The following is a 22,685-nucleotide window of genomic DNA, read 5'->3' as shown; positions in this document are numbered from 1 at the left end:
ATGGCCCGGCCGATCCGCGGCGTGGTGCAGGCGCCCACCCAGCGCTCGCGCGACTTCACCGGATCGGCGATCCGCTTGGTCAAGCGGTTGACACCCCAGCGCGGTCTGACCGCTGCGGTGATCCTCCTGGGCGTCGGCGGTATCGCGATCAGCGTGATCGGCCCGCGAATCCTGGGGCACGCCACCGATCTTCTGTTCAACGGTGTAGTCGGCCGCCAGCTGCCCGCGGGGCTGACCAAGGAGCAGGCCATCGACGCCGCCCGCGCCCGTGGCGACAGCACGTTCGCCGATCTGTTGTCGGGAATGAACGTGGTGCCCGGCCGCGGCGTCGACTTCGGCGCCGTCGGTCGCACCCTGCTCCTCGCGCTGGGCCTGTATCTCGTTGCCGCGCTGCTGGTGTGGTTGCAAGCCAGGCTGCTCAACGTCGCGGTGCAACGCACCATGGCGACGCTGCGCTCCGACGTCGAGGACAAAGTTCACCGAATGCCGCTGTCGTACTTCGACTCCCGACAACGCGGCGAGGTGCTCAGCCGGGTGACCAACGACGTCGACAACGTCCAGCAGTCGCTGTCGATGACGATCAGCCAGCTGTTGACGTCGGTGCTGACGGTCCTTTCGGTGCTCGTGATGATGCTGACCATCTCACCGCTTCTGACGCTGCTGACCGTGGTGACCGTGCCTCTATCGTTGTGGGCGACGCGCTGGATCGCGCGTCGGTCGCAGCGCCTGTTCGTCGCGCAGTGGGCGAACACCGGCCGGCTCAACGCGCACATCGAGGAGACCTACAGCGGTTTCACCGTCGTCAAGACATTCGGTCACCGCGCTGCGGCCCAGGAGCGGTTCCGCGAATGCAACGACGCCGTCTACAACTCCGCCTTTGGCGCGCAGTTCTTCTCCGGCCTCGTCGGGCCCGCCACCACGTTCATCGGCAACCTCGGCTATGTCGCCGTGGCCGTCGTGGGCGGTTTGCAGGTGGCGACCGGTCAGATCACGCTCGGCAGCATCCAGGCGTTCATCCAGTACGTCCGCCAGTTCAACCAGCCGCTCACGCAGGTGGCGGGCATGTACAACACGTTGCAGTCCGGCGTGGCCAGCGCGGAGCGGGTTTTCGACCTGCTCGACGCGGACGAGGAGACACCCGATCCCCCGGCGCAGCTGCCGCTTCCCGTCGGGCAGGCGGGCCGGGTCGAGTTCGAGAACATCACGTTCGGCTACCACCCGGAGACCCCGGTGATCCGCGACCTCTCACTGGTCGCCGAACCCGGCAGCACGGTCGCGATCGTCGGGCCGACCGGAGCGGGCAAGACCACGCTGGTGAATCTTCTGATGCGGTTCTACGAGGTCGACTCCGGCCGAATTCTGGTTGACGGCGTGGACATCTCGACGGTCAGCCGCGATTCGCTGCGGTCCCGGATCGGGATGGTGCTGCAGGACACCTGGCTTTTCGGCGGCACCATCTTCGAGAACATCGCCTACGGCAGGCCCGACGCCTCCGAGGACGAGGTGATCGCGGCGGCCAAGGCCGCGTACGTCGACCGGTTCGTGCACATGCTGCCCGACGGCTACCAGACTCGCGTCAGCGACGACGGCGGCACCATCAGCGCCGGCGAGAAGCAGCTCATCACGATCGCGCGCGCGGTACTGGCCAAACCCGGCCTGCTGGTCCTCGACGAGGCGACCAGCTCGGTGGACACCCGAACCGAGTTGCTGATCCAGCAGGCGATGGCCGAGTTGCGCCGGGATCGAACGAGTTTCATCATCGCCCACCGGCTGTCAACCATCCGCGACGCCGACCTCATCGTGGTGATGGACCAAGGCCGGATCGTCGAACGCGGCACCCACAGCGAGCTTCTCGCTAAGCGTGGCGCTTATTGGTCCATGACGCAGGCCTGATCGCCGTACGCTCGAGACGATGAGCGAGACGGTCTATACGTTCTGCCGGATCTGCCTGGCCTCGTGCGGTCTGGAGGTGACGGTCGAGGACAACCACGTCACGAAGATCGCCGCCGACAAGCAGAATCCGCACAGCTGGCGGGACTTCTGCGCCAAGGGCCGCACCGCACATCACCTCGTCGAACACCCGCGCCGGATCCTCAACCCCATGCGCCGCATCGACGACACCTATGTCGAGGCCACCTGGGACGAGGCCATCGCCGACATCGCGACCAGGATGAACGCCGCGATTGAGGCGGGTGGGCCCGACGCCGTCGGTGTCTATTACGGCAATCCGGCGGGCTTCTCCTCCTCCAACGTCATCTTCATGAATGGCTGGCTGGACGCGATCGGAACCCAGAACCGCTATGCCGTGGGTTCGGTTGACCAGAATGCGATGCACGTCGTCGCGGACGCGATGTACGGCTCGATCCTGATGGCGCCGGTTTCGGACATCGACAACTGCGACTATTTCCTGCTCGTCGGCACCAATCCCGCCGTGAGCGCGTGGAATTGGCTCGAGACGGTGCCCGGCGGCTGGCGCCGCGCCCTGGCGCGCCAACAACAGGGCGCGACGATCGTGGTGGTCGACCCGCTGCGCACCGAATCCGCGGAGAAGGCCGACGTGCACCTCGCGGTGCGCCCCGGCCAGGACTGGGCGCTGCTGCTGGCGATGGTCAAGGTCATCCTCGACGAGGGCCTGGAACACCACGGGGACTGCACCGAACTGGCCAGCGGCGTGGACGACCTGCGTGCCCTGGTTGGGGCGGCCGATCTGGACGACCTCGCCGCCCGCTGCGACATCAGACGTGACCGGATCGAGCGGGTGGCCCGCGATTTCGCCGCGGCGCGCGGGGCCATGGTGGTGACCCGCACCGGCGTGTCGCTGCATCTGGCGGGCACGGTCGCCGAATGGCTGGGCCATGTGCTCAACGTGATCACCGGCCGCATGGACCGCCCCGGCGGCCGCCGTTTCGAGCCGGGCTACGTCGACGCCATCCGGATGTCGGCGATGGTCAAGGCCAAACCGCACTACAGCCGACTGCTGGGCCGTGAAATGGTCGCCGGCGCACACGCGCTCAGCGAATTGCCCGACGAGATCACGACGCCGGGCTGGGGCCAGATCCGCGCGATGCTGATCAACTGCGGTAACCCCGTCGTCTCCGGACCCGACGGTGACAAGCTGGACCGCGCGCTCGCCGACCTGGATCTGCTCGTTGCGATCGACTTCGTCCAGCGGGAGAGCCACCGTCATGCGCACTGGTTGCTGCCCGCCGCCCACTGGCTGGAGCGCAACGACCTGCTGGCGTTCACCAGCAACATGCACGACGAGCCGTACCTGCAGTACGGCGCCAAGGTCGTCGAGCCGCCACCGGGTGTGCGCGAGGAATGGCGGATCTTCACCGACCTCGCGCTCGCGATGCGTCGGCCGTTGTTCGGCGCCAAAGGCCTCAACGGATTCATCAAGGCGACGCGGACGGCGGCGCGCGCGACTCGCAGGCAGGGCCTCGAGTTCGGTCCCCACTGGATCGACCGTCTGGTCGTGGCGACATCGCGAAAGGTGAGTGGCCGCAAGATAAAATGGCGCGACGTCATATCGCATCCGCATGGCTGGGTGTTGGGTCCGCGGGAGTTCGGCCATTTCCGCGACGCGCTGAGAACCGACGACAAGAAGGTGCACGTTTCACCACCGGAGTTCGTCGCGCGCGCCCGCCAACTGCTCGCCGAATCGCGTCCCGCGGCGCCGGTCGGCTATCCGTACCAGCTGGCCAACCGCAGGCGGCGGCACTCGATGAACTCGTGGCTCAATGAGTTACCTGGTCTGCATCCGGCGGGTAAGGGCAACGACGTGGTCATCCACCCGAAGGACGCCGCCGACCTCGGGGTGAGCGACGGTGACGTCGTCAGGGTGTTCTCGCCGGTCGGCTCCATCGAATTGAAGGCGGTGGTGAACGACCGTCCGCGTGAAGGCGTGATCATCGTCGACCACGGCTGGGGTTCACGGGTTTTCGATCCGCGGGGTCACAGTGAGCCGGTCTCCTACGGCGTCAACCGCAACCTGCTGGTCGAGGGGGCAACGGTGGACCCGCTGTCGCAGACGTCGGCGCTGAGTTCGCAATATGTTGGGGTGGAACGGGTTTACTGCCCAGACGACTAGAGGTTCGGCCCTTCGGCGCGCAGTTCGTCGACGTTGCGCATTGCCTCGCGCAGCTTGCTCAGCCACTCGTCGGCATGCTCACCGACCAGACGCACAGACCACGCCAGGGCATCGGAGCGCGACCGCGCCACGCCCGCGTCGACGAGGGTATCGAGCACTCGACGCTCGGGCTGACGCAACCTGGTCATCACCGGAACGGCCATGTTGGTGAACATGATTCGCTCATAGTTGTCGGCGCCCGGTTCCCCGATCTCGATACCCCACGCGACCTTGCGGCCGTAACGCGCTTCGGCCTCGTCCGCGATGTGCATACGTTCGGACCTGGTCTCTTCACGGAACCGCGCGGCCCGTCCCGACGCGCGCGCCTCGCTTTCCCCGCCCTCGGCCTCCGGTAGCCGGCCGATCACGGTGATCTCCTCGCGGTCGACCACCACCGTCGGGTCCGCGGTGAACCAGCTCTCGGGAAGCCGGCCGGCGAACCACTCGGCGGCGTCGCCCGCGTCGGGCTGCTGTGCCTGTTGCCAGCCGCCCTGACGGCGCCGGCCATGGATGTTGTGTCGCATGATTACATCCTTACACCGTTACAGCCGCTCCGGGTGAGGCGTTCGCCGTGGGCGAACGGTCCAGGTCAGAACCGGGGTTCGGCGCCGGCTAGCCCCGCTTGCGCAGCAATACGAAGCCGCCGCCGACGAGCGCGCCGATCAGCAGCAGAACGGCTAGCGTCGGGCTGACCAACCACCACACCAAGGCGACCGCGATGAGCGCGGGCGAGGCGACGAAGAGCACCATGCCCGGGTGCTGCTTGATGACCGCCAAGGCGCTCTGCGCCCGTACCCGGTCGATTTCCTTTGCCATAGCCCAAGAATGCCAGCCGACGACGGATTAGGCGCCGGTGAACCAGTCCGGAAAGTCCCCCACCGCGCGACCGTCGCCCGGTTAGTTTGGAGCGCATGACAGCACCGAACAACGGAAGCTGGCGGCCCGATCCCGAGGGTCGCTATGAGTACCGCTGGTGGGACGGTCGGCAGTGGACGGACCAGGTTTCGCAACAGGGACAGGTGGGCCGAGCACCGCTGACGTCACTCGGCGGACCTCCGCAAGCACCCCAGGCTCCCCCGCAGCAGACGGCGCCTCCGCAGGCCATGGCGGTCGGCGACGGGTTCGGAGGGATCAGCGGCGATCTGGTCGACGGCCGGTTCAGCGAGAAAGAGGCCAAGGCGATCGCCAACCAGAACACGAAGATGTTGCGTGTACGCCTCGGCGAACCGTTCATGGCGCGGCAGGGGTCGATGGTGGCCTACCAGGGCAACGTCGATTTCGCGTTCGAAGGTGGCGGCGCCTCGAAGTTCATCAAGAAGGCGCTGACGGGTGAGGGGCTGCCCCTGATGCGGGTTCAGGGGCAAGGCGACGTCTTCCTCGCCGAGCGGGGGTACGACGTGCATCTGCTGTCTCTGAACAACTCCGGGCTGTCGATCAGCGGAAAGAACGTCCTGGCGTTCTCGGCGAGCCTGAACTGGAACATCGAGCGGGTGCGCGGCGGCAGCATCGCGACCGGCGGCCTGTTCAACACGACGCTGCGCGGATCCGGATGGGTGGCGCTGACGACCGACGGGCCGCCGGTGGTGCTCAACGCCAGTGAGGCGCCGACGTTCGCCGATACCAACGCGGTGGTTGCGTGGTCGGCGAATCTGCAGACTCAGCTCAAGACCAGCTTCAAGGCCGGCGCGCTGATCGGGCGTGGGTCCGGCGAGGCGATTCAGGTCGCGTTCCACGGGCAGGGTTTCGTGATCGTCCAGCCGTCCGAGGGTGTGCCGCACGTCGCGACCGCCTAGTCACAGCTCGAGCAGCACCGTCACCGGCCCGTCGTTGACGAGCTCGACCTGCATGTGAGCGCCGAAGACTCCGGTCTGGACCGTCGCGCCGAGATCGCGCAGCGCATCTGCGAAGGCGGTGACGAGCGGCTCGGCGGTCGCGCGCGGCGCGGCGGCGTTCCACGCCGGCCGCCTGCCCTTTGCGGTGTTCGCGTACAGAGTGAACTGGCTGACGACCAGGATCGGCGCCGAGACGTCCGATGCGGACTTCTCGTCATCGAGAATCCTCAGCTGCCACAGCTTTTCGGCCATCCGTCGGGCCTTGGCCGCGTCGTCGTCATGCGTCACGCCGACGAGCGCGAGCAGGCCCTGGCCTTCGGGCCGGATCTCCCCGACGACCTCGCCGTCCACCGTGACCGCGGCCGAGGTGACCCGTTGGGCAAGGACACGCATGTTCGCAGATGCTGCCATGGCCCGCCGATGGGTGCGGAGCGGCCCGCAGAACCCGACACCCCGAGTTGAATACCCCTAGGGGGTATTGGGTACTGTGGTGGACATGGCTACCACCACAGTCACAGTCACCGGTATGACCTGCGGACACTGCGCCGCGTCGGTGTGCGAGGAACTCGGCGAGATCCCCGGCGTACAGGCGGTTGACGTCGACGTCGCCAGCGGCGCCGTGACCATCGACAGTGTCGCACCCGTCGAAGCCGACGCGATCAGAAGTGCCGTGGAGGAGGCGGGCTACCGCCTGGCCGGCTGATGAGACCGGACGCTGCGGCCACCGACACGATCGAGTTGTCGATCGACGGTATGACCTGCGCGTCGTGCGCGAACCGGATCGAACGCAAGCTCAACAAACTCGACGGCGTGACGGCCACCGTCAACTTCGCGACCGAGAAGGCGCGGGTCGAGTACGGCGTCAACTTGACACCGCAGGCTCTGCTGACCACCGTCGAAGAAGCGGGATACCACGCGCACCTGCCTGCTGACGGCACGACAGACGACGAGGACCCGACCATCGCACTGCGGCACAGGCTGCTGGTGTGCCTGGCGTTGACCGTTCCGGTCATCGCGATGGCGATGGTCCGCGCGCTGCAGTTCCCGAACTGGCAATGGCTCTCGCTGGCGTTGACGACGCCGGTGGTGCTGTGGGGTGCCTGGCCGTTCCATCGTGCGGCATGGACGAACCTGCGCCATGGCAGTTCGACCATGGACACGTTGATCTCGATGGGCACGCTCGCCGCATTGGGATGGTCGACCTACGCGTTGTTCTGGGGCACCGCGGGCACGCCGGGGATGACGCACGGTTTCGAGCTGACGCTGTCGCGCGGCGACGGTTCGGGCAGCGTGTATTTCGAGGTCGCGGCCGGAGTCACGACGTTCATCCTCGCGGGGCGATATTTCGAAGCGAGATCGAAGCGGCGAGCGGGTGCTGCGTTGCGGGCGCTGCTGGAGCTCGAAGCCAAGAACGTCGTGGTCCGCAGAGACGATGGCGAACAACGCATTCCGATCGATCAGCTGGGCGTCGGAGACGAGTTCGTGGTGCGGCCGGGCGAGAAGATCGCCGCCGACGGGGTGGTGGTCGAGGGCGCCTCGGCGATCGACGCGTCCATGCTGACCGGCGAATCGGTGCCGGTGGACGTCGGCCCAGGCGACGAGGTGGTCGGCGCGACGGTCAACGTCGACGGTCGACTGGTGGTTCGGGCCAAGCGAATCGGTTCCGACACCCAACTCGCCCAGATGGCGCGGCTTGTCGAGGACGCACAGAACGGGAAGGCGCAGGCGCAGCGACTGGCCGACCGCATCTCGGGCGTATTCGTGCCGGTCGTGATCGCTTTGGCGCTCGCGACGCTCGGATTCTGGTTGGCCACCGGCGGTTCGGTCGCGGCGGCCTTCACCGCGGCGGTTGCGGTACTGATCATCGCATGTCCCTGCGCGTTGGGGCTCGCGACGCCGACCGCGCTGATGGTTGGCACGGGGCGCGGTGCGCAGCTCGGCATCCTGATCAAAGGGCCGGAGGTACTGGAGTCGACGCGGCGGATCAACACCATCGTGTTGGACAAGACCGGGACCGTCACCACGGGCAAGATGACGCTGATCGACGTCATCGCCGCCGATGGTGAACAGCCCGACGAGGTGCTGCGCATCGCCGGATCCGTCGAGGACGGCTCGGAGCACCCGATCGCGCGGGCGATCGCGAACGGCGCGCGGGACAAGCTCGGTGGCCTGCCTGCGGTCGAGGACTTCACCAACCTGCGTGGCCTTGGAGTACGCGGACGGGTCGACGGACGCGATGTGACTGTCGGACGACAGCGGCTGCTGACATCGCAGAACTTTCCCGAGTCACTGAAAGCGGCGGTGCGACAGGAGGAGTCGCGAGGTCGGACCGCGGTGGTCATCGGGTGGGGCGGGGCGGCACGCGGTGCGCTGGTGGTGGCCGATGCGGTCAAACCGACGTCCGCCGAAGCGATCTTACGGCTCCGCGCGCAGGGTTTGCAGCCGATTATGGTGACCGGCGACAACGAGGCCGCAGCCCGCACGATCGCCGCCCAGGTGGGCATCGATGACGTCGTCGCCGAGGTGCTGCCGCAGGACAAGGTCGAGGTGGTCAAGCGTCTTCAGGCCGACGGCAAGGTGGTCGCGATGGTGGGCGACGGAGTCAACGACGCGGCCGCGCTCGCTCAGGCCGACCTCGGGCTGGCGATGGGAAGCGGCACCGATGTCGCGATCGAGGCGAGTGATCTCACGCTGGTGCGCGATGACCTGAACGCTGTCGTCGACGCAATTCGCCTGTCGCGCAGGACGTTGGCGACGATCAAGGGCAATCTGTTCTGGGCGTTCGCCTACAACGTCGCAGCGTTGCCGCTGGCGGCGGCAGGCCTGCTGAATCCGATGATCGCCGGGGCGGCAATGGCATTCAGTTCGGTGTTCGTGGTGAGCAACAGTCTTCGGCTGCGCCGGTTCTCCGCTACAGCGTGAGGTTGATCGGTCCGAGTATCTGGCAGTTCGGCTCGAGCGCGTCCTCGAAGACCTTGCCGCAGCCTCGTCCGCTGGCGGTGTAGGTCGCGCCGGGCTGGTACGGCGCGAAAAACACCTGCGCGGCTGCCGGCCCTCGCGCCTGTGTGCACTGGCCCTGCGAGTTGGGCCCGGCGACGTGGACACAAGCGACGCTCCACGCTGGACGGAACGGAGCGCCGCAGGCCAGGAACGACACCGTCGCCGTCACCTTGCTCACGCCGTCGGTGTTGACGACCTGCGGCGGCGACAGCGTGTAACCGCACGCCGGCTGCGGTGGCTGCGCGTTCGCATAACCCAAACCCAGCAGCCCGGACGACGCGACGACCAGTGTGACCAGCACAGCTTTGACGACCCGGCTCATGCCTGGATCGTAATTCACCCACGCCAGTAGCCGTTTCGAAACGGAAGCGTCGGGTCCTACGGTCCTTCGCTGTTCTTGGGGTGGTTGTCGGGATCGGTCGGGGGGTCGTCGCGTTCGTCGGGGATGAGGTATTTCTCTGGGTGGTGGTAGTTGTTGACGCGGGTTTGGCCGGTGTCGAGCTCGGGTGGGGGTAGCCATTCGACGCGGCCGTCGGCTCGCATGCGGGTGCGCCAGCCGCCGTCGGTGACCAGCCGGTTGTGCGGGCCGCAGGCCAAGGTGAGCCCGTCGATGTCGGTGCTGCCGCCGTCGGCCCAGTCCCCGGCGGCGTGGTGGACCTGGGCCCAATACGCCGGGGCGGTGCACCCGGGTTTGGTGCAGCCACGATCGCGGGCGTGCAACACGATGCGCTGCCCCGCCGTGGCCAACTGTTTGGCCCGCCCCACATACATCGGCACCTCACGATGATCCTCATAGACCACCAGGTAGTGCTCGCTGGTGGCGGCCATCGCGATCAGATCCGCCATCGGCACCAACGTGCCCCCACCGGTGACCGCCCACCCCGCCAACGACCGCAGTTCAGTGAGCGTGGTGGACACCACGATCGTCGACGGTAACCCGTTGTGCTGGCCCAACTGTCCGCTCGCGAGCAGCGCGCGGCCCATCGCGATCAACGCGTCATGCTGGCGCTGTCCGGCGCAGCGGGCGTCGTGGACAACATTCTCCTGCGACGGTGACCCGTCCACGCACGGGTCGGGGTCGTCGGGATTGCACATCCCCGGCGCGGCCAACTTGGCCATCACCGCGTCGAGGGTGGCGCGCGCGTGCGGGGTGAGCAGCCCACGCACCCGGCTCATCCCATCAGCACCTTGCGGGCCGAACTCGAAGAAACGTTTGCGTTGCCGTTCACGTTCGGCCTCCTCGGGGGGTGCGCCGTCTTCGTCGAGCAGCGCCATCAACCGCTCGGCGACCTTGCGCAACTCCTCAGGACACAACCCCGCCCCGGTGCGGGCCAGATCCGCCTCGGCCAACTCACGAGCCTCATAGTTGACCTGCGCAGGCAACTGATCGAAGAACCTCTCGATGATGCCGACCTGCTCACCACCCAACTCCCCACGCGCCTGACCCGCCGCGGTCGCCTCCAGCACCGGCGCCAGCACTTCACCGGTCAACGCGCGCCGCGGACCCAGCACCGCGGCCGAAGCGATACGGCGCCTGGCCTCCTTACGCGAAACCTGCAACGCCGTCGCCAACGCCTCCGGCCACGACGACGCCCCCACCGCCCTCGGCTCCACCTCGGCCACCAGCCGGGAGATCACCGCATGATCGACCACCGGCAACCGCCGACCCACCCGCTCACACCGAAACAACACCTCGATCAAATCGCGTGTCTGGAGCCCGTCCACCGACAGATCAAGAAGCTCATCCAGAGCGAAGTCCAACGCATCAAGGGCCTTGACCACCCTCGCGCGATCAGTGACCCCACCCCCACTCATGTCAGCCCTGCGACCTGTCGTAGACCCCGCCTAGGGTCCGAGGTATGGAGCCGTCGTCAGCCATATTCGAACAATAGTTCGAACCACCGACAAGTTCAGTCTGCCCGCCGCACGCGGAACAACTTCACGTCGGACTTGATCCCTTTCAAGTGCCGGGACCCCGCGAACGAGAACGAGAACCGCTCGTCTTCGCCGATCGCCTCGTGCGTCGACTCCGAGACCAGGACCGAGCCGGGCCGCGCGGCACCCGTGACGCGGCTCGCGAGGTTGACCGCCCCGCCGAACCAGTCACCGGTTCGGCTCACGGCCATCCCCGTCGCGAGGCCGACGCGAAGCCGTGGGAAATCCTCGTCGTCGTTGGTCTTTTCGACGAGGGTCAGCGCCGCCTCCAGCAGCGGCACCGGTTCCGGGCTGACGAGCATGACCTCGTCGCCGATCGTCTTGACGAACCGCACAGGCGGGACGGACACCTCGTGCGCGAGATCGAAGAGCCGGTGTGCGAGGCGCTCGAGATCTTCGGGCGGCACGGCCTCACCGAGCCGGGTGAAGCCGACGAGGTCGGCGAACGCGATCGTCACGAGCCGCGCACCCGGCAGCCGTTGGCCCTTCGCGCGTTCGGAGGCGGTGATCGCCTCGGTCTCCATCAAATGCCGCAGCTGTAACCGCAACATGTCCTGAATCATGGGGCCCAGCAGCGGGTTTGCGGTCCGCACCAAGGCCTCGGCGTTTGTGGCGATGACGAGCTCCGAGGCGCCTGGGTCGAGCACCGAAGCGAGCCCGGCGTACCGCATCACCTCGGCGGCCTTCGACAACCCCTCGGCGAGCACCCGGGTGATCTGGATGATCTGGTCCGGCAGGATCCCGATCTCGATGAACCGCTGTGCGTACGCCGCGGCTTCGGCGTCTGCGCGCAGATGGACCTTCGCATCGGGATCGTCGACGGTGGGCAGCCCCATCGCGCGTTGGATGCGCTGTAGAAGGTCGAGATCGATACCCGTCTTCTCGCTGGTCTCCCGGGCGGAGACGTAGACGCCGTCGTCGCCGAGTGCCTGACGCGCGGCGAGCAGCATCGGCAGGTAGGCGTTGCGGATCACCTCGACGTCGATGCCTCTGCTCACCAACCACGAAACCAATTCGGCGCGTTCGGCGCGTTCGTCACCTTCGAGTCCGTCGAGCAGACCGGACCCTTCGACGTCGAAGTCATCGGCCACCGGCCCAACGTATACCCCGTGCGATAGTCGGAACATGGGTTCGCCGGTGCTGTACGGGTTCGCGCCGATCGTCGGCGAACGCCCCCACACGTTGATCCTCGGCAACATGCCCAGCGTCATGTCCCTGGCAGCGCACCAGTATTACGGCAACCCCCGCAATGCTTTCTGGCGCATCGCAGGCGACATCTACGGGTTCGCGGCGGACGCGCCGTACGAGCAGCGTTGCGCCGCGCTGAGGGCTCATGGTCTCGCGGTCTGGGATGTGCTGCGATCATGTCGGCGCGCGGGCAGTCTGGATTCCGCGGTGAGACCGGAAAGCATGGTGGCGAACGACTTTCAGCAATTCTTCGACACGCACCCCAATATCAGTTTGGTTTTGTTCAACGGCGCCGCAGCGGAGAAGAACTACACCCGACTCGTTTCCGTCGCAAATGAATTGAGCTACCGACGCCTGCCGTCGACCAGCCCGGCCCAGACCATGCCGTTCGTCGAGAAACTCGCGATCTGGCGCGAGGCCCTGTCCGCACGTCGATAACGTCCCCGGCGGCTCCGGCGACGCATATTCTCAGTGCGGACGTGGAGGTGTCGGATGACAACTGCACTGACATGTCGGGCATGCGGTGGCGAGCCTCGAGCGGGTGCCCGATTCTGTGATGCCTGTGGTGCGCCGCTGGAGGGGCCGCAACGGCCCGCCGAGTACAAACAGGTGACGGTGCTCTTCGCCGATGTCGTCCGGTCTATGGACCTCGCCGCGGCGGTCGGGCCCGAGCGGCTGCGCGAGATCATGGCCGAGTTACTCGACCACTGCACCACGATCGTCACCCACTACGGTGGAACCGTCGACAAGTTCACCGGCGACGGCATCATGGCGGTGTTCGGCGCTCCGATGGCGCTCGAGGACCACGCCCTGCGTGCGTGTATCGCCGCGCTCGACATCCAATCGGGGGCCGCTCGGCTCGCAACGATTGTGAAGAGCCACGACGGGGCCGACCTGTCGCTCCGAATCGGCCTGAACTCCGGTGAAGTGGTCGCCGGCGAAATCGGTTCTGTCACCGCGAGTTACACGACCATCGGTGAGCAGGTCGGGCTAGCGCAGCGGATGGAGGCGGTCGCCCCGCCCGGTGGGGTGATGCTCAGCGAGTCGACGGCCCACCTCGTCGAGGACGCGGTTGAGCTCGCCGACGCCGAAGCGGTGCCCGTCAAGGGAACCACCGCAGCGGTGCTCGCACGGCGATTGCTCGCCGTCGCCGAAAGCCGTCCCCGGCGCCGCAGCGACGCACCCTTGGTCGGTCGAACTTGGGAACTGAACACCATCACCGCTCTCCTCGACGAGGCGATGACCGGTGCGGGATGCGTGGTCAACATCGTCGGGCCGCCAGGGATCGGCAAGAGTCGGCTCGCGCGCGAGACCGCAGCGGTCGCCGCCACTCGCGGAATGTTGGTCTTCAGCACCCACTGCGAGTCACATGCGCGCGAGATCCCCTTCCATGTCCTGGCGCGACTCCTGCGGTCGGGCACGCAGACCGACGGCCTCGACGCCGAGGCCGCGCGCGCCCATATCCGTAGTCAATTCGCCGACGCCACAGCCGAAGACCGATTGTTGCTCGAAGACATCATGGGTATCAGGGAAGCGACCACCGAGATGCCGGAGGTTGCCCCGGAGGCCCGGCGGCGGCGACTGACCGCACTCATCAATTCCGCGTCCATCGATCGTCCCGAATCCGCGCTCTACATCATCGAGGATGTGCAATGGATCGACGACGCGAGCGAATCGCTGCTGGCCGACTTCTTGGCCGTCATTCCACACACGTCGTCGCTGACGCTCATCACCCACCGGTCCGAGTACCACGGCATCCTCGCCCGGCTGTCGGGATCTCAGACAATCGCCCTGCGGCCGTTGCGAAGTGCCGACGTGCGGACACTGACCGACGGTCTCCTGGGTTCGGACGCGTCCGTCGCGCCGTTGTCCACCACGATCGCCGAACGCGCCGCCGGAAATCCGTTCTTCGCCGAGGAGATGCTTCGCGACCTTGCCGAGCGTGGTGCGCTCGTCGGGCAGCCCGGCAATTACCGACTGGACAGTTCGGACGCCGAGGCGAACATCCCCGCGACACTGCAGGCGGCCATCGGAGCCCGCATCGACCGACTCGACACTACTGCGAAACAGACGCTTTACGCCGCGTCGGTGATCGCGACGGAGTTCGACTTGGAAACGCTTGCCGCCCTGACGGACACCCCTGACGTCATGCCATTGATCGAAACCGAACTCGTCGACCAGGTGAGGTTCTCTCCCGAACCCGTGTTCGCGTTTCGGCATCCGATGATCCGATCCGTCGCCTACGAGAGCCAGCTGAGGGCGCAGCGGGCGCAATTACACCGCAGGCTGGCCGCGATCATCGAACAGCGGGATCCTGCATCGGCCGACAAGAACGCCGCGCTCATTGCCGAGCACTACGAGAGCGCGGGCGATCTGCGCGCCGCGTTCGACTGGCACATGCGCGCAGCGACGTGGGCGAACAACCGCGACAACCTCGCCGCGGCGACCAGCTGGCAGCGGGCTCAGCGGGCCGCCGACCGCCTTCCGGCCGACGAACCGGGCCGACTCGCCATGCAGATCGCGCCCCGTACCCTGCTGTGCGGAACCGGCTTCCGGCTACTGGGCAGCGGGTTCGCCACGGGCTTCGACGAACTGCGTGAATTGTGCACTGCCGCCGGCGACCGGCGCTCGCTCGCAATCGCGCTGTCCGGCGCCATTATGGAGACGTTCTTCAATGCGCGTCGGCGAGAGGCGTCCGCGCTCGCCACCGAAGAGGTTCGCCTGCTGGAATCGATCGGTGATCCCGACCTGATCCTGGCGCTGGCCACTGTAATCCTCGCCGCGAAGCAGGAAACGGCCGAAATGCACGAAGTCCTGCGTCTGTCCGAGTACGCCATCGCGCTCGCCGGAGGTGATCCATCGCGCGGTGGCGACATCGCGACCAGTTCCCCGCTTGCGTTGACGACTGGCTTCCGTGCGCTCGCCCGGTGGAGCCTGGGAATCGAAGGCTGGCAGGAGGATATCGAAAGAGCGTGCGAGATGGCTTCGGGCGCCGAAACTGTCACGCGCGGCGGCGTCATCTACTACACGCACACGATGGCGGTTCTGAACGGTGCGATCCGGCCCAGGGTCGCGATGGAATCTGAGCTGAAGACCGTTCTCGCCTCGGCGGAGCTGACCGGTGAGGACGTTGCGGTCGGGCTGGCGAAAAGCAATCTCGCCTTCTGGCTGTTGAGGGGTGGTTCGGACTCCACGACCATGGCCATGCAGTTGCTTGCCGAGACTCGCGAGCTCACCAATCGGGACAGATATGCCAGGACCGCGATCCCGATGGTCGACATCTTCGTGGCGGAAGACAAGATGCGACGTGGAGATCTCGAGATGGCCATAGAGCTTGCCCGCGCATCCGTCGCCGCGGAGATCGAGGACGACGGAAAGCTGTTCCTCCCGATGATGACTGACGTACTTGTGCGCGCGTTGATTCGTCGGGGAGGGCCGGATGACCTACGCGAGGCCGAGTCTGCGATCGACCAGATGGCCGCGATTCCGCTCGAACCGGGCATCGTGCTCTACGACATCTGGCTGTTGCGTATGCGGGCCCTTCTCGCACAGGCGCGCAACGACCATGCCCGCTATCTCGACTTCCGCGATCGCTATCGGACGACGGCGCACGGCTTGGGCTTCGAAGGACACATCGCGTGGGCCGAGGCGATGGCCTAAGACGCTGGCGGACGGCGGTGCGCCCACGGCCGCGCACGCTCGATCTGACCGGCGAGCGAGAGCAGCGTCGCCTCATCGAAAGGCCTGCCCACCAACTGCACGGATGTCGGAATGCCGTTGCCGTCGAGACCCCACGGCACGGCCGCCGCCGGTTGACCCGTCACGTTGAACAGCGCCTGGAACGGCACTCGCGATGCGACCGACAGCAGCGTGGACAGCATGCCCCGGCGCTGATACGCGCCGATGCGCGATGGGCCCCTCGCGGTTCCCGGGGTGACCACCACGTCGACGTCGTCGTAGATGGACTGAATCCGTTCGGCGGTACGGCTTTCCGCTTCGCGGATCGCCCTCATCCGCCGATCGGAGATCATTCCGCCGACCCGCGCGAAGCTGCGTGTCCTGGCGTCGAGTCGCTCGGGATGGGGCAGCGCCTGGACATCGTCGTAGCAACCACGGAAATAACGCGGCAGCGCCTGATCGAACATCACCGACGCCGGATAGTCCGGATCGCGGACGACGACCTGGTGGCCGAGTTCGCGCAACAGCTCACCCGCCTCGGTCAACGCCGCACGCTGCGAGCGCCCCACTCTGCTCATCAACATTGGAGGAGTCCTGTCGCTCAACGCGATTCGTAGGCGTTGCGGTTCCTTCTCCGCCGCCGCGATGAATCCGGACTCCCCCGTCACCGCCTCCAGGAACAGGGCCGCGTCCTCGACCGTCCTCGCGAGCGGACCGTTCACGCTCAGGCCGTTCCAGGCGTCGTCGTGCGGGGCCATCGGTACCCGGTCCCGCTGCGGTTTGAGGCCGAAGAGACCACACCATGTCGCCGGGATCCGGATGGAGCCCATCCCGTCGGAGCCGAGCGCGACCGGCGCCAGGCCCGCGGCCACCGCCGCGCCGCTTCCGCCGCTGCTTCCACCGGGCGCGAAGTCGACGTTCCACGGATTGCGGGTCGCCCCGAACGTCACCGTCTCGGTGAACGGCCACAGCATCATCTCCGGCACTGAGGTCTTGCCGATGATCACCGCGCCCGCGTCGCGGAGGCGCCGGACCACCTCGGCGTCCCGGGTGCACGCGGGGCCGTGGGCCGCGCTACCGTACGTCGTCGTCTGGCCCTCGACGTCGACGTCGTCCTTGATCGCGATCGGCACACCCAGCAGCGGTGACCGCTCCCCCGCGTCCAACCGCTCCTGCGCCGCGTCGGCTTCGCGTCGCGCACTGTCGCGGAGCACCACGCGGTAGGACCGAAGCGTCGTGTCGAAGCGCGCGATGCGCTCGAGATAGTGACCCAGCAAGTCTGGCGCCGTGATCGCGCCCGAGGCGAGCAACCGCGCCTGCTCAGCGGCGCCCGCGAAGACAAGCTCGCTGGTGTCCACGGCGGCAGCGTAGCCGCTCAGACCCCGTGTCGGGCGGCGTATTCGCCGGGTGTGGCCCCCAGCATCGTCCGGAAGTCGTTGATGAAATGCGCCTGGTCGTACCACCCGAGACGCACGGCTAGGTCGGCGAAGTCGACGCCAGGATTTCGCTCGATCTCGAGTGCCGCCTGCTGCAGCCGGTACCGGCACAGCACCCATTTGACCGGCACTCCGACGTACCGGCGAAAGACGCGCTGTGTGGTGCGCGTGCTCCACGGCGACAGCTCCATCACCTGTTCCACCCGGTGCAACAGGTTGTCATCGCTCATCCGGTGGACCAGAGCACGCAGGGCCACGTAGGTCTCGTCGAGTTCACCACTGTGTGCCGCGATCAGCTCGTCGAGGCGCTCTGCAGCCGAAGTGACGTCGTCGTCGAGGTCGATCACCTCGCCGAAGAGGCCGTCGTCCACGGGTGTCACGCGGCCGGTCATGAGCGACGCGTCGCGGCCGAAGCGCGCGGTGAAGCCGCCTGGGTAAAACCGGGCACCCACCACTGCGCCGCGTCCGCCGATCGTGGTCTCGAATACGCGATCGACAACGCCGTGCACCAAGGTGTTCGGTAGCGCAAAGCCGTGGCGCGCTTCGTCATTGCCCCATTCACGGGTGATATGCATCGACGGGAAGGTGATCACCGTGCTGGTGAACGGCTCTCCGTCGGCGAGATCCCAGCGCACCGACCAGAAGTGCTCGACGAATGCGGCGGCTCGGTGCGACGGTGCCCACCGGTCGAGGTCGTATACGGACGCGCTGGCAACGCGACCGACGACACCACGCACGGGCTCCGTGTATGCCGACGTTCCGCCCTCGCCCATGGAATCGAGGCTACGAAACCCCAGGCGCACGCCGCGTTCGGACTGTCGCGAAATTCCAATCACCCGGGGATACGGGGCCCTCAGACTGGCAACCATGAGCGTTAACAAGATTCCGGAGGGCTACACCAGCCTGACCCCGTTCCTCTGCGTCGACGGCGCCTCGGCCGCGATCGACTTCTACACCTCGGTGTTCCGCGCCACCCTGGTCGAACGGATGGACGGCCCGAACGGCACCGTCGCGCACGCCGAACTCGACTTCGGCAACGGCCGCCTGCAGCTCGCCGATCCCGCCGAGGCGTACCAGATCGCCGCGCCCGACGTTGGCGCCCCCGCCACGCACTCGATCGCGCTGTACTGCGAGGACGTCGACGCGGTGGTGTCGCGGGCCGAGCAGGCCGGAGCGCTAGTGCGCGAGCCGGCGCAGACGTTCGTCACCGGAGACCGGTTCGCCTCGATCGTCGACCCGTTCGGCACGCGCTGGTCGGTGATGACGCGCGTCGAGGACATCTCCCCGGAGGAGCGAGATCAGCGGTTGGCCGAGTGGGCGAAGGAAAACGTCGCGGGCTGACGGCTACCGTGGCGGCATGTCCTGTGTGTTCTGCGCCATCGTCGCCGGCGAGGCCCCCGCCATCCGCATCTACGAAGACGACGATGTCGTGGGCATCCTCGACATCCGTCCGTTCAGCCGCGGCCACACGCTGGTGATCCCGAAGCGGCACACGGTGGACCTGACGGACACGCCACCGGAGACCGTCGCCACGTTGGCACGGGTGGGTCAGCGCATCGCGAGGGCGGCGCGCCGGTCCGGTTTGCACGTCGACGGCAACAACGTGGTGATCAACGACGGTAAAGCCGCTTTCCAGACCGTGTTCCACATCCATCTGCACGTACTGCCTCGGCAGAACGGAGACAAGCTCTCGTTCGCCAAGAACATGCTCCTTCGCCGTGACCCTGACCGGGAGGAGTCGGGACGGCTGCTGCGGGAGGCGCTGGCGGAACTCGACTCGGCTGCGCAAGACTGAGCCCATGAGCATGCCCTGGTACGAGAAGTACATCGGATATCCGATGCTGTTGCTGCACGACAAGATCTATAAGGGCACCAATGGCCGCATCGGCCATACGATCCCCGGTGCACCGCGGATGCTGATCCTGCACACGGTCGGCGCGAAAACCGGTTTGCAGCGGTCGAATTCGCTGGCCTACGCCCGCGACGGTGACGACTACCTGGTTGTCGCGTCCAAGGGCGGCGAACCGAAGGCGCCCGGCTGGTACCACAATCTGAAGGCCGATCCGAACGTCGAGATCAACGTCGGACCCAAGCGCATCAACGTGACCGCTACACCGGTCGCCCCCGGTGATCCCGACTTCCCTCGGCTGTGGCGGATCGTCAACGACATGCCAGGCAACAAGGACCGCTACACCGGCTACCAGAAGCGGACGTCACGGCCGATCCCGGTGATCAAGCTGACACCGGCCTAGAACAGTTCCTTCGCCAGCAATTCCAGCGTCTTGTCGCGGGCCGGCGCGGTGGCCGGATCGGTGCCGCGGCGGGCGGACGCCACCGGGTTGATCATGACCTCGTCGACCCCGAACTGGTCGGCCAACGCGCGCACCTGCTCGGCCGTCTCTGTCGGATCGCCGACGACCGCGCGCCCGAACGCCGCCTCCGCGATCCGCTGCGCCTGCGGTGCGAGTTCCTGCTGCTCGGCGTCCTCGACCAGGTCCAGCGGGCCCAGCGGCTGACCGGTTCGCAGCCGAGCCATCATCTGCAGGTTGGGCAGCGCCAAAGCCGTTGCCTCATCGTGTGTTTCGGCGACGACAGCGTTGACGGTGAGGAACGTCACAGGTTCGGGCGCCAACTCACTGGGCCGGAATTCCGAGCGATATGTGGCCAACGCCTCCGCGGTGCCCTGGCCCGAGAAGTGATGGGCGAACACGTACGGCAGACCCTTGGCGGCCGCCCGGTGCGCCGAGTACATCGACGATCCCAGCAGCCACAGCCTCGGTTCACTCGCCGCCGCGGGCGTCGCCTTGAGGACGTAACGCTGGTTCGGGATCGGGACGCGTATTCCCCGCGCACTCATCAAGGCGACGACGTCGTCGAGGTAATCGGGGAACGCCTCGATGTCACGGTCGTCGCGGCCGGCGGCGCCCCGCAGCGCCATCGACGTCACCGGATCCGAACCGGGCGCCCGGCCGATGCCGAGGTCGATGCGCCCCGGATGCGCCGCCTCGAGCAGTGCAAACTGCTCGGCCACGGCCAGGGGCGCGTGGTTGGGCAGCATCACACCGCCGGAACCGACTCGCACGTGTCGGGTGTGCGCGGCCAGGTGGGCGATGAGCACCGGCGGGCTGGTCGCCGCCACCGAAGGCATGTTGTGGTGCTCGGCGACCCACAGCCGGGTGTAGCCAAGGCGGTCGGCGGTCTGTGCAAGCTGCGTCGACGCGGCCACCGCGTCGGAGGTCGACTGGTCGGTGCGCACCGGCACGAGATCGAGGACTGATAAGCGCATGGCAGTCACAACGCATTCAACCGCAGAGACGTTCCCCGCACCGCGCCGACCAGCGATTCCGCGGCGCGACTATCCGACTGCCGCCAGCTCCTTGGCCGTGCGGAAGACGTCGTCGAACATCTGTGGGGTCAGCTTTCCGGTGAACGTGTTCTGCTGGCTGGGGTGGTAGCAGCCCACCAACGAGACGCCGCCCAGCTCCGCGGTGGCGCCGTGACCGAACTTCGGTGCGGGCACCGGCACCGGCACCCCACCCGTGCGCAGCATCTGCAGCGCCGCGCGCCACGCGAATCCGCCGAGCGCGACGACCACCCGCACGTGCGCCGCGGTCAGCCGCCATTCCGCGTCCAGCCACGGGGCGCACGTCGCCCGCTCGGCCGGAGTCGGTGCGTTGGCCGGCGGCGCGCAACGCACTGCCGCGGCCACCCGAGTTGCATTGAGCGCCAACCCGTCTGCGGCGTCCACGCACTGCGACTGGTTGGCCAAGCCCACCCGGTGCAGTGCCGCGAACAAGAAGTCGCCGGAGCGGTCGCCGGTGAAGATCCTGCCGGTGCGGTTGGCGCCGTGGGCCGCCGGAGCGAGCCCGACGACGAACACCCGCGGCTCGGATGAGCCCCATCCCGGTGCCGGACGGCCCCAGTACGGTTCGTCGGCAAACGACTTGCGCTTGACGACGGCTGCCTCCTCGCGCCACTCCACCAGCCTGGGGCAGGCCCGACACACCGACACCTCGGCGTCGAGCTCGTCGAGTGACCGCGCCGCCGCGGCCATCGACTCGACTTGCGCGGCCGCCGCCGCGACGGCGGTCTTCGGTGTCGCGGGGTCACCCGGCCAGCCCGAACCGGCAGGAACCGGCGACGCGAACCGCCCACCGGTCCGCGGGTGAGGCAACAGCTGCACAGCACCACTGTGCACGGTGCGAAATTCCGGTGCCGAGCGGCCCCGTGCGCTGTTAGATTCTGCCGCGATAACTCATGACGAATAGCAGGCGCGGCCCCCTACTACTGATTCTGTTCGCCGCGCTGACGGCCGGTGCCGGCAACGGCATATCGCTCGTCGCGTTCCCGTGGCTGGTGTTGCAGCGCAACGGATCTGCACTGGACGCGTCGATCGTGGCGATGGCGGGTTCGCTGCCCCTCCTGGTGGCGACTCTGATCGCGGGCGCCGCGGTGGATTATCTAGGGCGGCGGCGGGTTTCGATGATCTCCGACGCGCTGTCCGCCCTGTCGGTGGCCGCTGTACCCGTGCTGGCGCTGACGCTCGGCGTAGATGCGGTCAACGTCGCGGTCCTGGCCACGCTGGCCGCGCTGGGCGCCTTCTTCGATCCGGCGGGGATGACCGCCCGCGAGACGATGCTGCCGGAGGCGGCGAATCGTGCGGGGTGGACGCTGGACCGCGCCAACAGCGTCTACGAGGCGGTGTTCAACCTCGCCTACATCGTCGGCCCCGGCATCGGCGGAGTGCTGATCGCGACGCTCGGCGGCATCAACACGATGTGGGTGACGGCGGCGGCGTTCGGCTTCTCGATCGTGGCGATCGCGGTGCTGCAACTGGAAGGAGCCGGCATTCCGGACCGCACCTCGCTGCCCGAGGGGGTGTGGGAGGGCGTCGTCGAGGGGCTGAGGTTCGTCTGGCGCAACAAGGTGCTGCGCACTCTGGCATTCGTCGATCTGGTGGCGACCGGGCTCTACATGCCGATGGAGTCGGTCCTTTTTCCCAAGTACTTCACCGACCGCGACGAACCGGCGCAGCTCGGGTGGGTGTTGATGGCGTTGAGCATCGGCGGGCTCGTCGGTGCGCTCGGCTATGCGGTGTCGTCGCAGTACCTCAGCCGCCGGGCGACGATGTTGACCGCGGTCCTGACGCTCGGGCTGGCCATGACAGTGATCGCGTTCCTGCCGCCGCTGCCGCTGATCCTCGTGCTATCCGGGATTGTCGGCCTCGTCTACGGGCCGATCGCGCCGATCTACAACTACGTCATGCAGACCCGGGCGCCGCAGCACCTGCGAGGGCGGGTGGTCGGCGTGATGGGATCGCTGGCGTACGCGGCTGGTCCGCTGGGTCTGATCGTGGCCGGTCCGCTGGCCGATTCGGCCGGCCTTCACGTGACGTTCCTGGCGCTCGCGCTGCCGATGCTGCTGCTCGGAGTCATCGCGGTGTTCCTGCCCGCGCTACGTGAATTGGACCGCCCGTCGACGGTTTAG

General features: G+C 67.3%; 21 protein-coding genes. 11 read left to right on the top strand and 10 right to left on the bottom strand.

The window, feature by feature from the left end; translation table 11 throughout:
- On the top strand, nt 1-1,893 hold the full coding sequence (locus A5650_RS20430; protein WP_067295844.1) for an ABC transporter ATP-binding protein: 1,893 nt from the start codon (nt 1-3) through the stop codon (nt 1,891-1,893).
- Between the two features lie 19 nt (nt 1,894-1,912).
- Nucleotides 1,913-4,090, top strand: coding sequence for a molybdopterin-containing oxidoreductase family protein (locus tag A5650_RS20425; protein ID WP_067295840.1), 2,178 nt, complete (start codon nt 1,913-1,915; stop codon nt 4,088-4,090).
- Here the strand turns inward: A5650_RS20425 and abmR are convergent.
- Nucleotides 4,087-4,653, bottom strand: a complete 567-nt coding sequence (gene abmR / locus A5650_RS20420) for an ATP-binding transcription factor AbmR (RefSeq protein WP_067295836.1) — start codon at nt 4,651-4,653, stop codon at nt 4,087-4,089. The genes A5650_RS20425 and abmR overlap by 4 nt on opposite strands.
- Before the next feature lie 88 nt (nt 4,654-4,741).
- Complete coding sequence (locus A5650_RS20415) at nt 4,742-4,945, bottom strand: hypothetical protein (RefSeq protein WP_067295833.1); 204 nt, start codon at nt 4,943-4,945, stop codon at nt 4,742-4,744.
- A gap of 95 nt (nt 4,946-5,040) precedes the next feature.
- Here A5650_RS20415 and A5650_RS20410 point away from each other — a divergent pair, with 95 nt between their 5' ends.
- The gene (locus A5650_RS20410; protein WP_067295829.1) at nt 5,041-5,922 is read left to right on the top strand and encodes an AIM24 family protein; all 882 of its coding nucleotides are present in this window, start codon (nt 5,041-5,043) and stop codon (nt 5,920-5,922) included.
- On the opposite strand, the gene dtd is transcribed toward A5650_RS20410, so the two are convergent.
- On the bottom strand, nt 5,923-6,354 hold the full coding sequence (dtd, locus tag A5650_RS20405; RefSeq protein ID WP_067295826.1) for a D-aminoacyl-tRNA deacylase: 432 nt from the start codon (nt 6,352-6,354) through the stop codon (nt 5,923-5,925). It abuts the gene before it with no gap.
- Between the two features lie 103 nt (nt 6,355-6,457).
- Between dtd and A5650_RS20400 the strand changes: the two genes are divergently transcribed.
- Together A5650_RS20400 and A5650_RS20395 are read left to right on the top strand one after the other, a co-directional pair.
- Nucleotides 6,458-6,664, top strand: coding sequence for a heavy-metal-associated domain-containing protein (locus A5650_RS20400; protein WP_067295938.1), 207 nt, complete (start codon nt 6,458-6,460; stop codon nt 6,662-6,664).
- Nucleotides 6,664-8,883: a heavy metal translocating P-type ATPase gene (locus A5650_RS20395; protein ID WP_067295823.1), complete on the top strand. Its 2,220-nt coding sequence runs from the start codon at nt 6,664-6,666 to the stop codon at nt 8,881-8,883. Before A5650_RS20400 ends, A5650_RS20395 begins: the two co-directional genes overlap by 1 nt.
- Here A5650_RS20395 and A5650_RS20390 read toward each other — a convergent pair.
- The 3 genes from A5650_RS20390 to A5650_RS20380 form a co-directional block, all read right to left on the bottom strand.
- Nucleotides 8,873-9,283 (bottom strand): hypothetical protein, encoded by a 411-nt coding sequence (locus tag A5650_RS20390; protein WP_067295820.1) that lies wholly within the window; start codon nt 9,281-9,283, stop codon nt 8,873-8,875. The two genes, A5650_RS20395 and A5650_RS20390, sit on opposite strands and share 11 nt — an antisense overlap.
- Nucleotides 9,284-9,339: 56 nt before the next feature.
- Nucleotides 9,340-10,776, bottom strand: a complete 1,437-nt coding sequence (locus tag A5650_RS20385; RefSeq protein WP_067295815.1) for an HNH endonuclease signature motif containing protein — start codon at nt 10,774-10,776, stop codon at nt 9,340-9,342.
- A 95-nt stretch (nt 10,777-10,871) separates the two neighbouring features.
- Nucleotides 10,872-11,987, bottom strand: a complete 1,116-nt coding sequence (locus tag A5650_RS20380; protein ID WP_231992683.1) for an adenylate/guanylate cyclase domain-containing protein — start codon at nt 11,985-11,987, stop codon at nt 10,872-10,874.
- 34 nt (nt 11,988-12,021) lie between these two features.
- On the opposite strand from A5650_RS20380, the gene A5650_RS20375 reads away from it, so the two are divergent.
- On the top strand, nt 12,022-12,522 hold the full coding sequence (locus A5650_RS20375) for a DNA-deoxyinosine glycosylase (protein ID WP_067295811.1): 501 nt from the start codon (nt 12,022-12,024) through the stop codon (nt 12,520-12,522).
- A gap of 54 nt (nt 12,523-12,576) precedes the next feature.
- Complete coding sequence (locus tag A5650_RS20370; protein WP_067295808.1) at nt 12,577-15,744, top strand: ATP-binding protein; 3,168 nt, start codon at nt 12,577-12,579, stop codon at nt 15,742-15,744.
- Here the strand turns inward: A5650_RS20370 and A5650_RS20365 are convergent.
- Together A5650_RS20365 and A5650_RS20360 are read right to left on the bottom strand one after the other, a co-directional pair.
- A complete protein-coding gene (locus tag A5650_RS20365) occupies nt 15,741-17,120 on the bottom strand; it encodes an amidase (protein WP_067295805.1) in 1,380 nt (459 codons plus the stop codon). The genes A5650_RS20370 and A5650_RS20365 overlap by 4 nt on opposite strands.
- A gap of 17 nt (nt 17,121-17,137) precedes the next feature.
- On the bottom strand, nt 17,138-17,971 hold the full coding sequence (locus A5650_RS20360; protein ID WP_067295801.1) for an AraC family transcriptional regulator: 834 nt from the start codon (nt 17,969-17,971) through the stop codon (nt 17,138-17,140).
- Between the two features lie 94 nt (nt 17,972-18,065).
- On the opposite strand from A5650_RS20360, the gene A5650_RS20355 reads away from it, so the two are divergent.
- The 3 genes from A5650_RS20355 to A5650_RS20345 are packed head-to-tail and all read left to right on the top strand — an operon-like array spanning nt 18,066 to nt 19,450.
- The gene (locus tag A5650_RS20355; RefSeq protein WP_067295796.1) at nt 18,066-18,539 is read left to right on the top strand and encodes a VOC family protein; all 474 of its coding nucleotides are present in this window, start codon (nt 18,066-18,068) and stop codon (nt 18,537-18,539) included.
- Between the two features lie 16 nt (nt 18,540-18,555).
- Nucleotides 18,556-18,993 carry an HIT family protein gene (locus A5650_RS20350; protein WP_067295792.1) on the top strand — a complete coding sequence of 146 codons (438 nt, stop codon included), beginning with the start codon at nt 18,556-18,558 and terminating at the stop codon, nt 18,991-18,993.
- Between the two features lie 10 nt (nt 18,994-19,003).
- Nucleotides 19,004-19,450, top strand: coding sequence for a nitroreductase family deazaflavin-dependent oxidoreductase (locus A5650_RS20345; RefSeq protein WP_067295932.1), 447 nt, complete (start codon nt 19,004-19,006; stop codon nt 19,448-19,450).
- On the opposite strand, the gene A5650_RS20340 is transcribed toward A5650_RS20345, so the two are convergent.
- Nucleotides 19,447-20,484 carry an LLM class flavin-dependent oxidoreductase gene (locus A5650_RS20340; RefSeq protein WP_067295788.1) on the bottom strand — a complete coding sequence of 346 codons (1,038 nt, stop codon included), beginning with the start codon at nt 20,482-20,484 and terminating at the stop codon, nt 19,447-19,449. The genes A5650_RS20345 and A5650_RS20340 overlap by 4 nt on opposite strands.
- A gap of 69 nt (nt 20,485-20,553) precedes the next feature.
- A complete protein-coding gene (locus tag A5650_RS20335) occupies nt 20,554-21,396 on the bottom strand; it encodes a uracil-DNA glycosylase (protein ID WP_082950855.1) in 843 nt (280 codons plus the stop codon).
- Between the two features lie 59 nt (nt 21,397-21,455).
- Between A5650_RS20335 and tap the strand changes: the two genes are divergently transcribed.
- Entirely contained in the window at nt 21,456-22,685 is a 1,230-nt protein-coding gene (gene tap, locus A5650_RS20330) for a multidrug efflux MFS transporter Tap (protein WP_067295784.1), read from the top strand.

It is taken from the genome of Mycobacterium sp. 1164985.4, assembly GCF_001668575.1.
Taxonomy (GTDB): Bacteria; Actinomycetota; Actinomycetes; order Mycobacteriales; family Mycobacteriaceae; genus Mycobacterium.
Note: the sequence above shows the minus strand (reverse complement) of the source record. Positions and strands in the feature narration are given on the sequence as shown.

What these genes read in the sequence shown, in the direction of transcription:
- A5650_RS20430 (WP_067295844.1), top strand. Translation starts at nt 1, where the DNA reads ATGGCCCGGCCGATCCGCGGCGTGGTGCAGGCGCCCACCCAGCGCTCG.
- A5650_RS20425 (WP_067295840.1), top strand. Translation starts at nt 1,913, where the DNA reads ATGAGCGAGACGGTCTATACGTTCTGCCGGATCTGCCTGGCCTCGTGC.
- abmR (WP_067295836.1), bottom strand. Translation starts at nt 4,653, where the DNA reads ATGCGACACAACATCCATGGCCGGCGCCGTCAGGGCGGCTGGCAACAG.
- A5650_RS20415 (WP_067295833.1), bottom strand. Translation starts at nt 4,945, where the DNA reads ATGGCAAAGGAAATCGACCGGGTACGGGCGCAGAGCGCCTTGGCGGTC.
- A5650_RS20410 (WP_067295829.1), top strand. Translation starts at nt 5,041, where the DNA reads ATGACAGCACCGAACAACGGAAGCTGGCGGCCCGATCCCGAGGGTCGC.
- dtd (WP_067295826.1), bottom strand. Translation starts at nt 6,354, where the DNA reads ATGCGTGTCCTTGCCCAACGGGTCACCTCGGCCGCGGTCACGGTGGAC.
- A5650_RS20400 (WP_067295938.1), top strand. Translation starts at nt 6,458, where the DNA reads ATGGCTACCACCACAGTCACAGTCACCGGTATGACCTGCGGACACTGC.
- A5650_RS20395 (WP_067295823.1), top strand. Translation starts at nt 6,664, where the DNA reads ATGAGACCGGACGCTGCGGCCACCGACACGATCGAGTTGTCGATCGAC.
- A5650_RS20390 (WP_067295820.1), bottom strand. Translation starts at nt 9,283, where the DNA reads ATGAGCCGGGTCGTCAAAGCTGTGCTGGTCACACTGGTCGTCGCGTCG.
- A5650_RS20385 (WP_067295815.1), bottom strand. Translation starts at nt 10,776, where the DNA reads ATGAGTGGGGGTGGGGTCACTGATCGCGCGAGGGTGGTCAAGGCCCTT.
- A5650_RS20375 (WP_067295811.1), top strand. Translation starts at nt 12,022, where the DNA reads ATGGGTTCGCCGGTGCTGTACGGGTTCGCGCCGATCGTCGGCGAACGC.
- A5650_RS20370 (WP_067295808.1), top strand. Translation starts at nt 12,577, where the DNA reads ATGACAACTGCACTGACATGTCGGGCATGCGGTGGCGAGCCTCGAGCG.
- A5650_RS20360 (WP_067295801.1), bottom strand. Translation starts at nt 17,971, where the DNA reads ATGGGCGAGGGCGGAACGTCGGCATACACGGAGCCCGTGCGTGGTGTC.
- A5650_RS20355 (WP_067295796.1), top strand. Translation starts at nt 18,066, where the DNA reads ATGAGCGTTAACAAGATTCCGGAGGGCTACACCAGCCTGACCCCGTTC.
- A5650_RS20350 (WP_067295792.1), top strand. Translation starts at nt 18,556, where the DNA reads ATGTCCTGTGTGTTCTGCGCCATCGTCGCCGGCGAGGCCCCCGCCATC.
- A5650_RS20345 (WP_067295932.1), top strand. Translation starts at nt 19,004, where the DNA reads ATGCCCTGGTACGAGAAGTACATCGGATATCCGATGCTGTTGCTGCAC.
- A5650_RS20340 (WP_067295788.1), bottom strand. Translation starts at nt 20,484, where the DNA reads ATGCGCTTATCAGTCCTCGATCTCGTGCCGGTGCGCACCGACCAGTCG.
- tap (WP_067295784.1), top strand. Translation starts at nt 21,456, where the DNA reads ATGACGAATAGCAGGCGCGGCCCCCTACTACTGATTCTGTTCGCCGCG.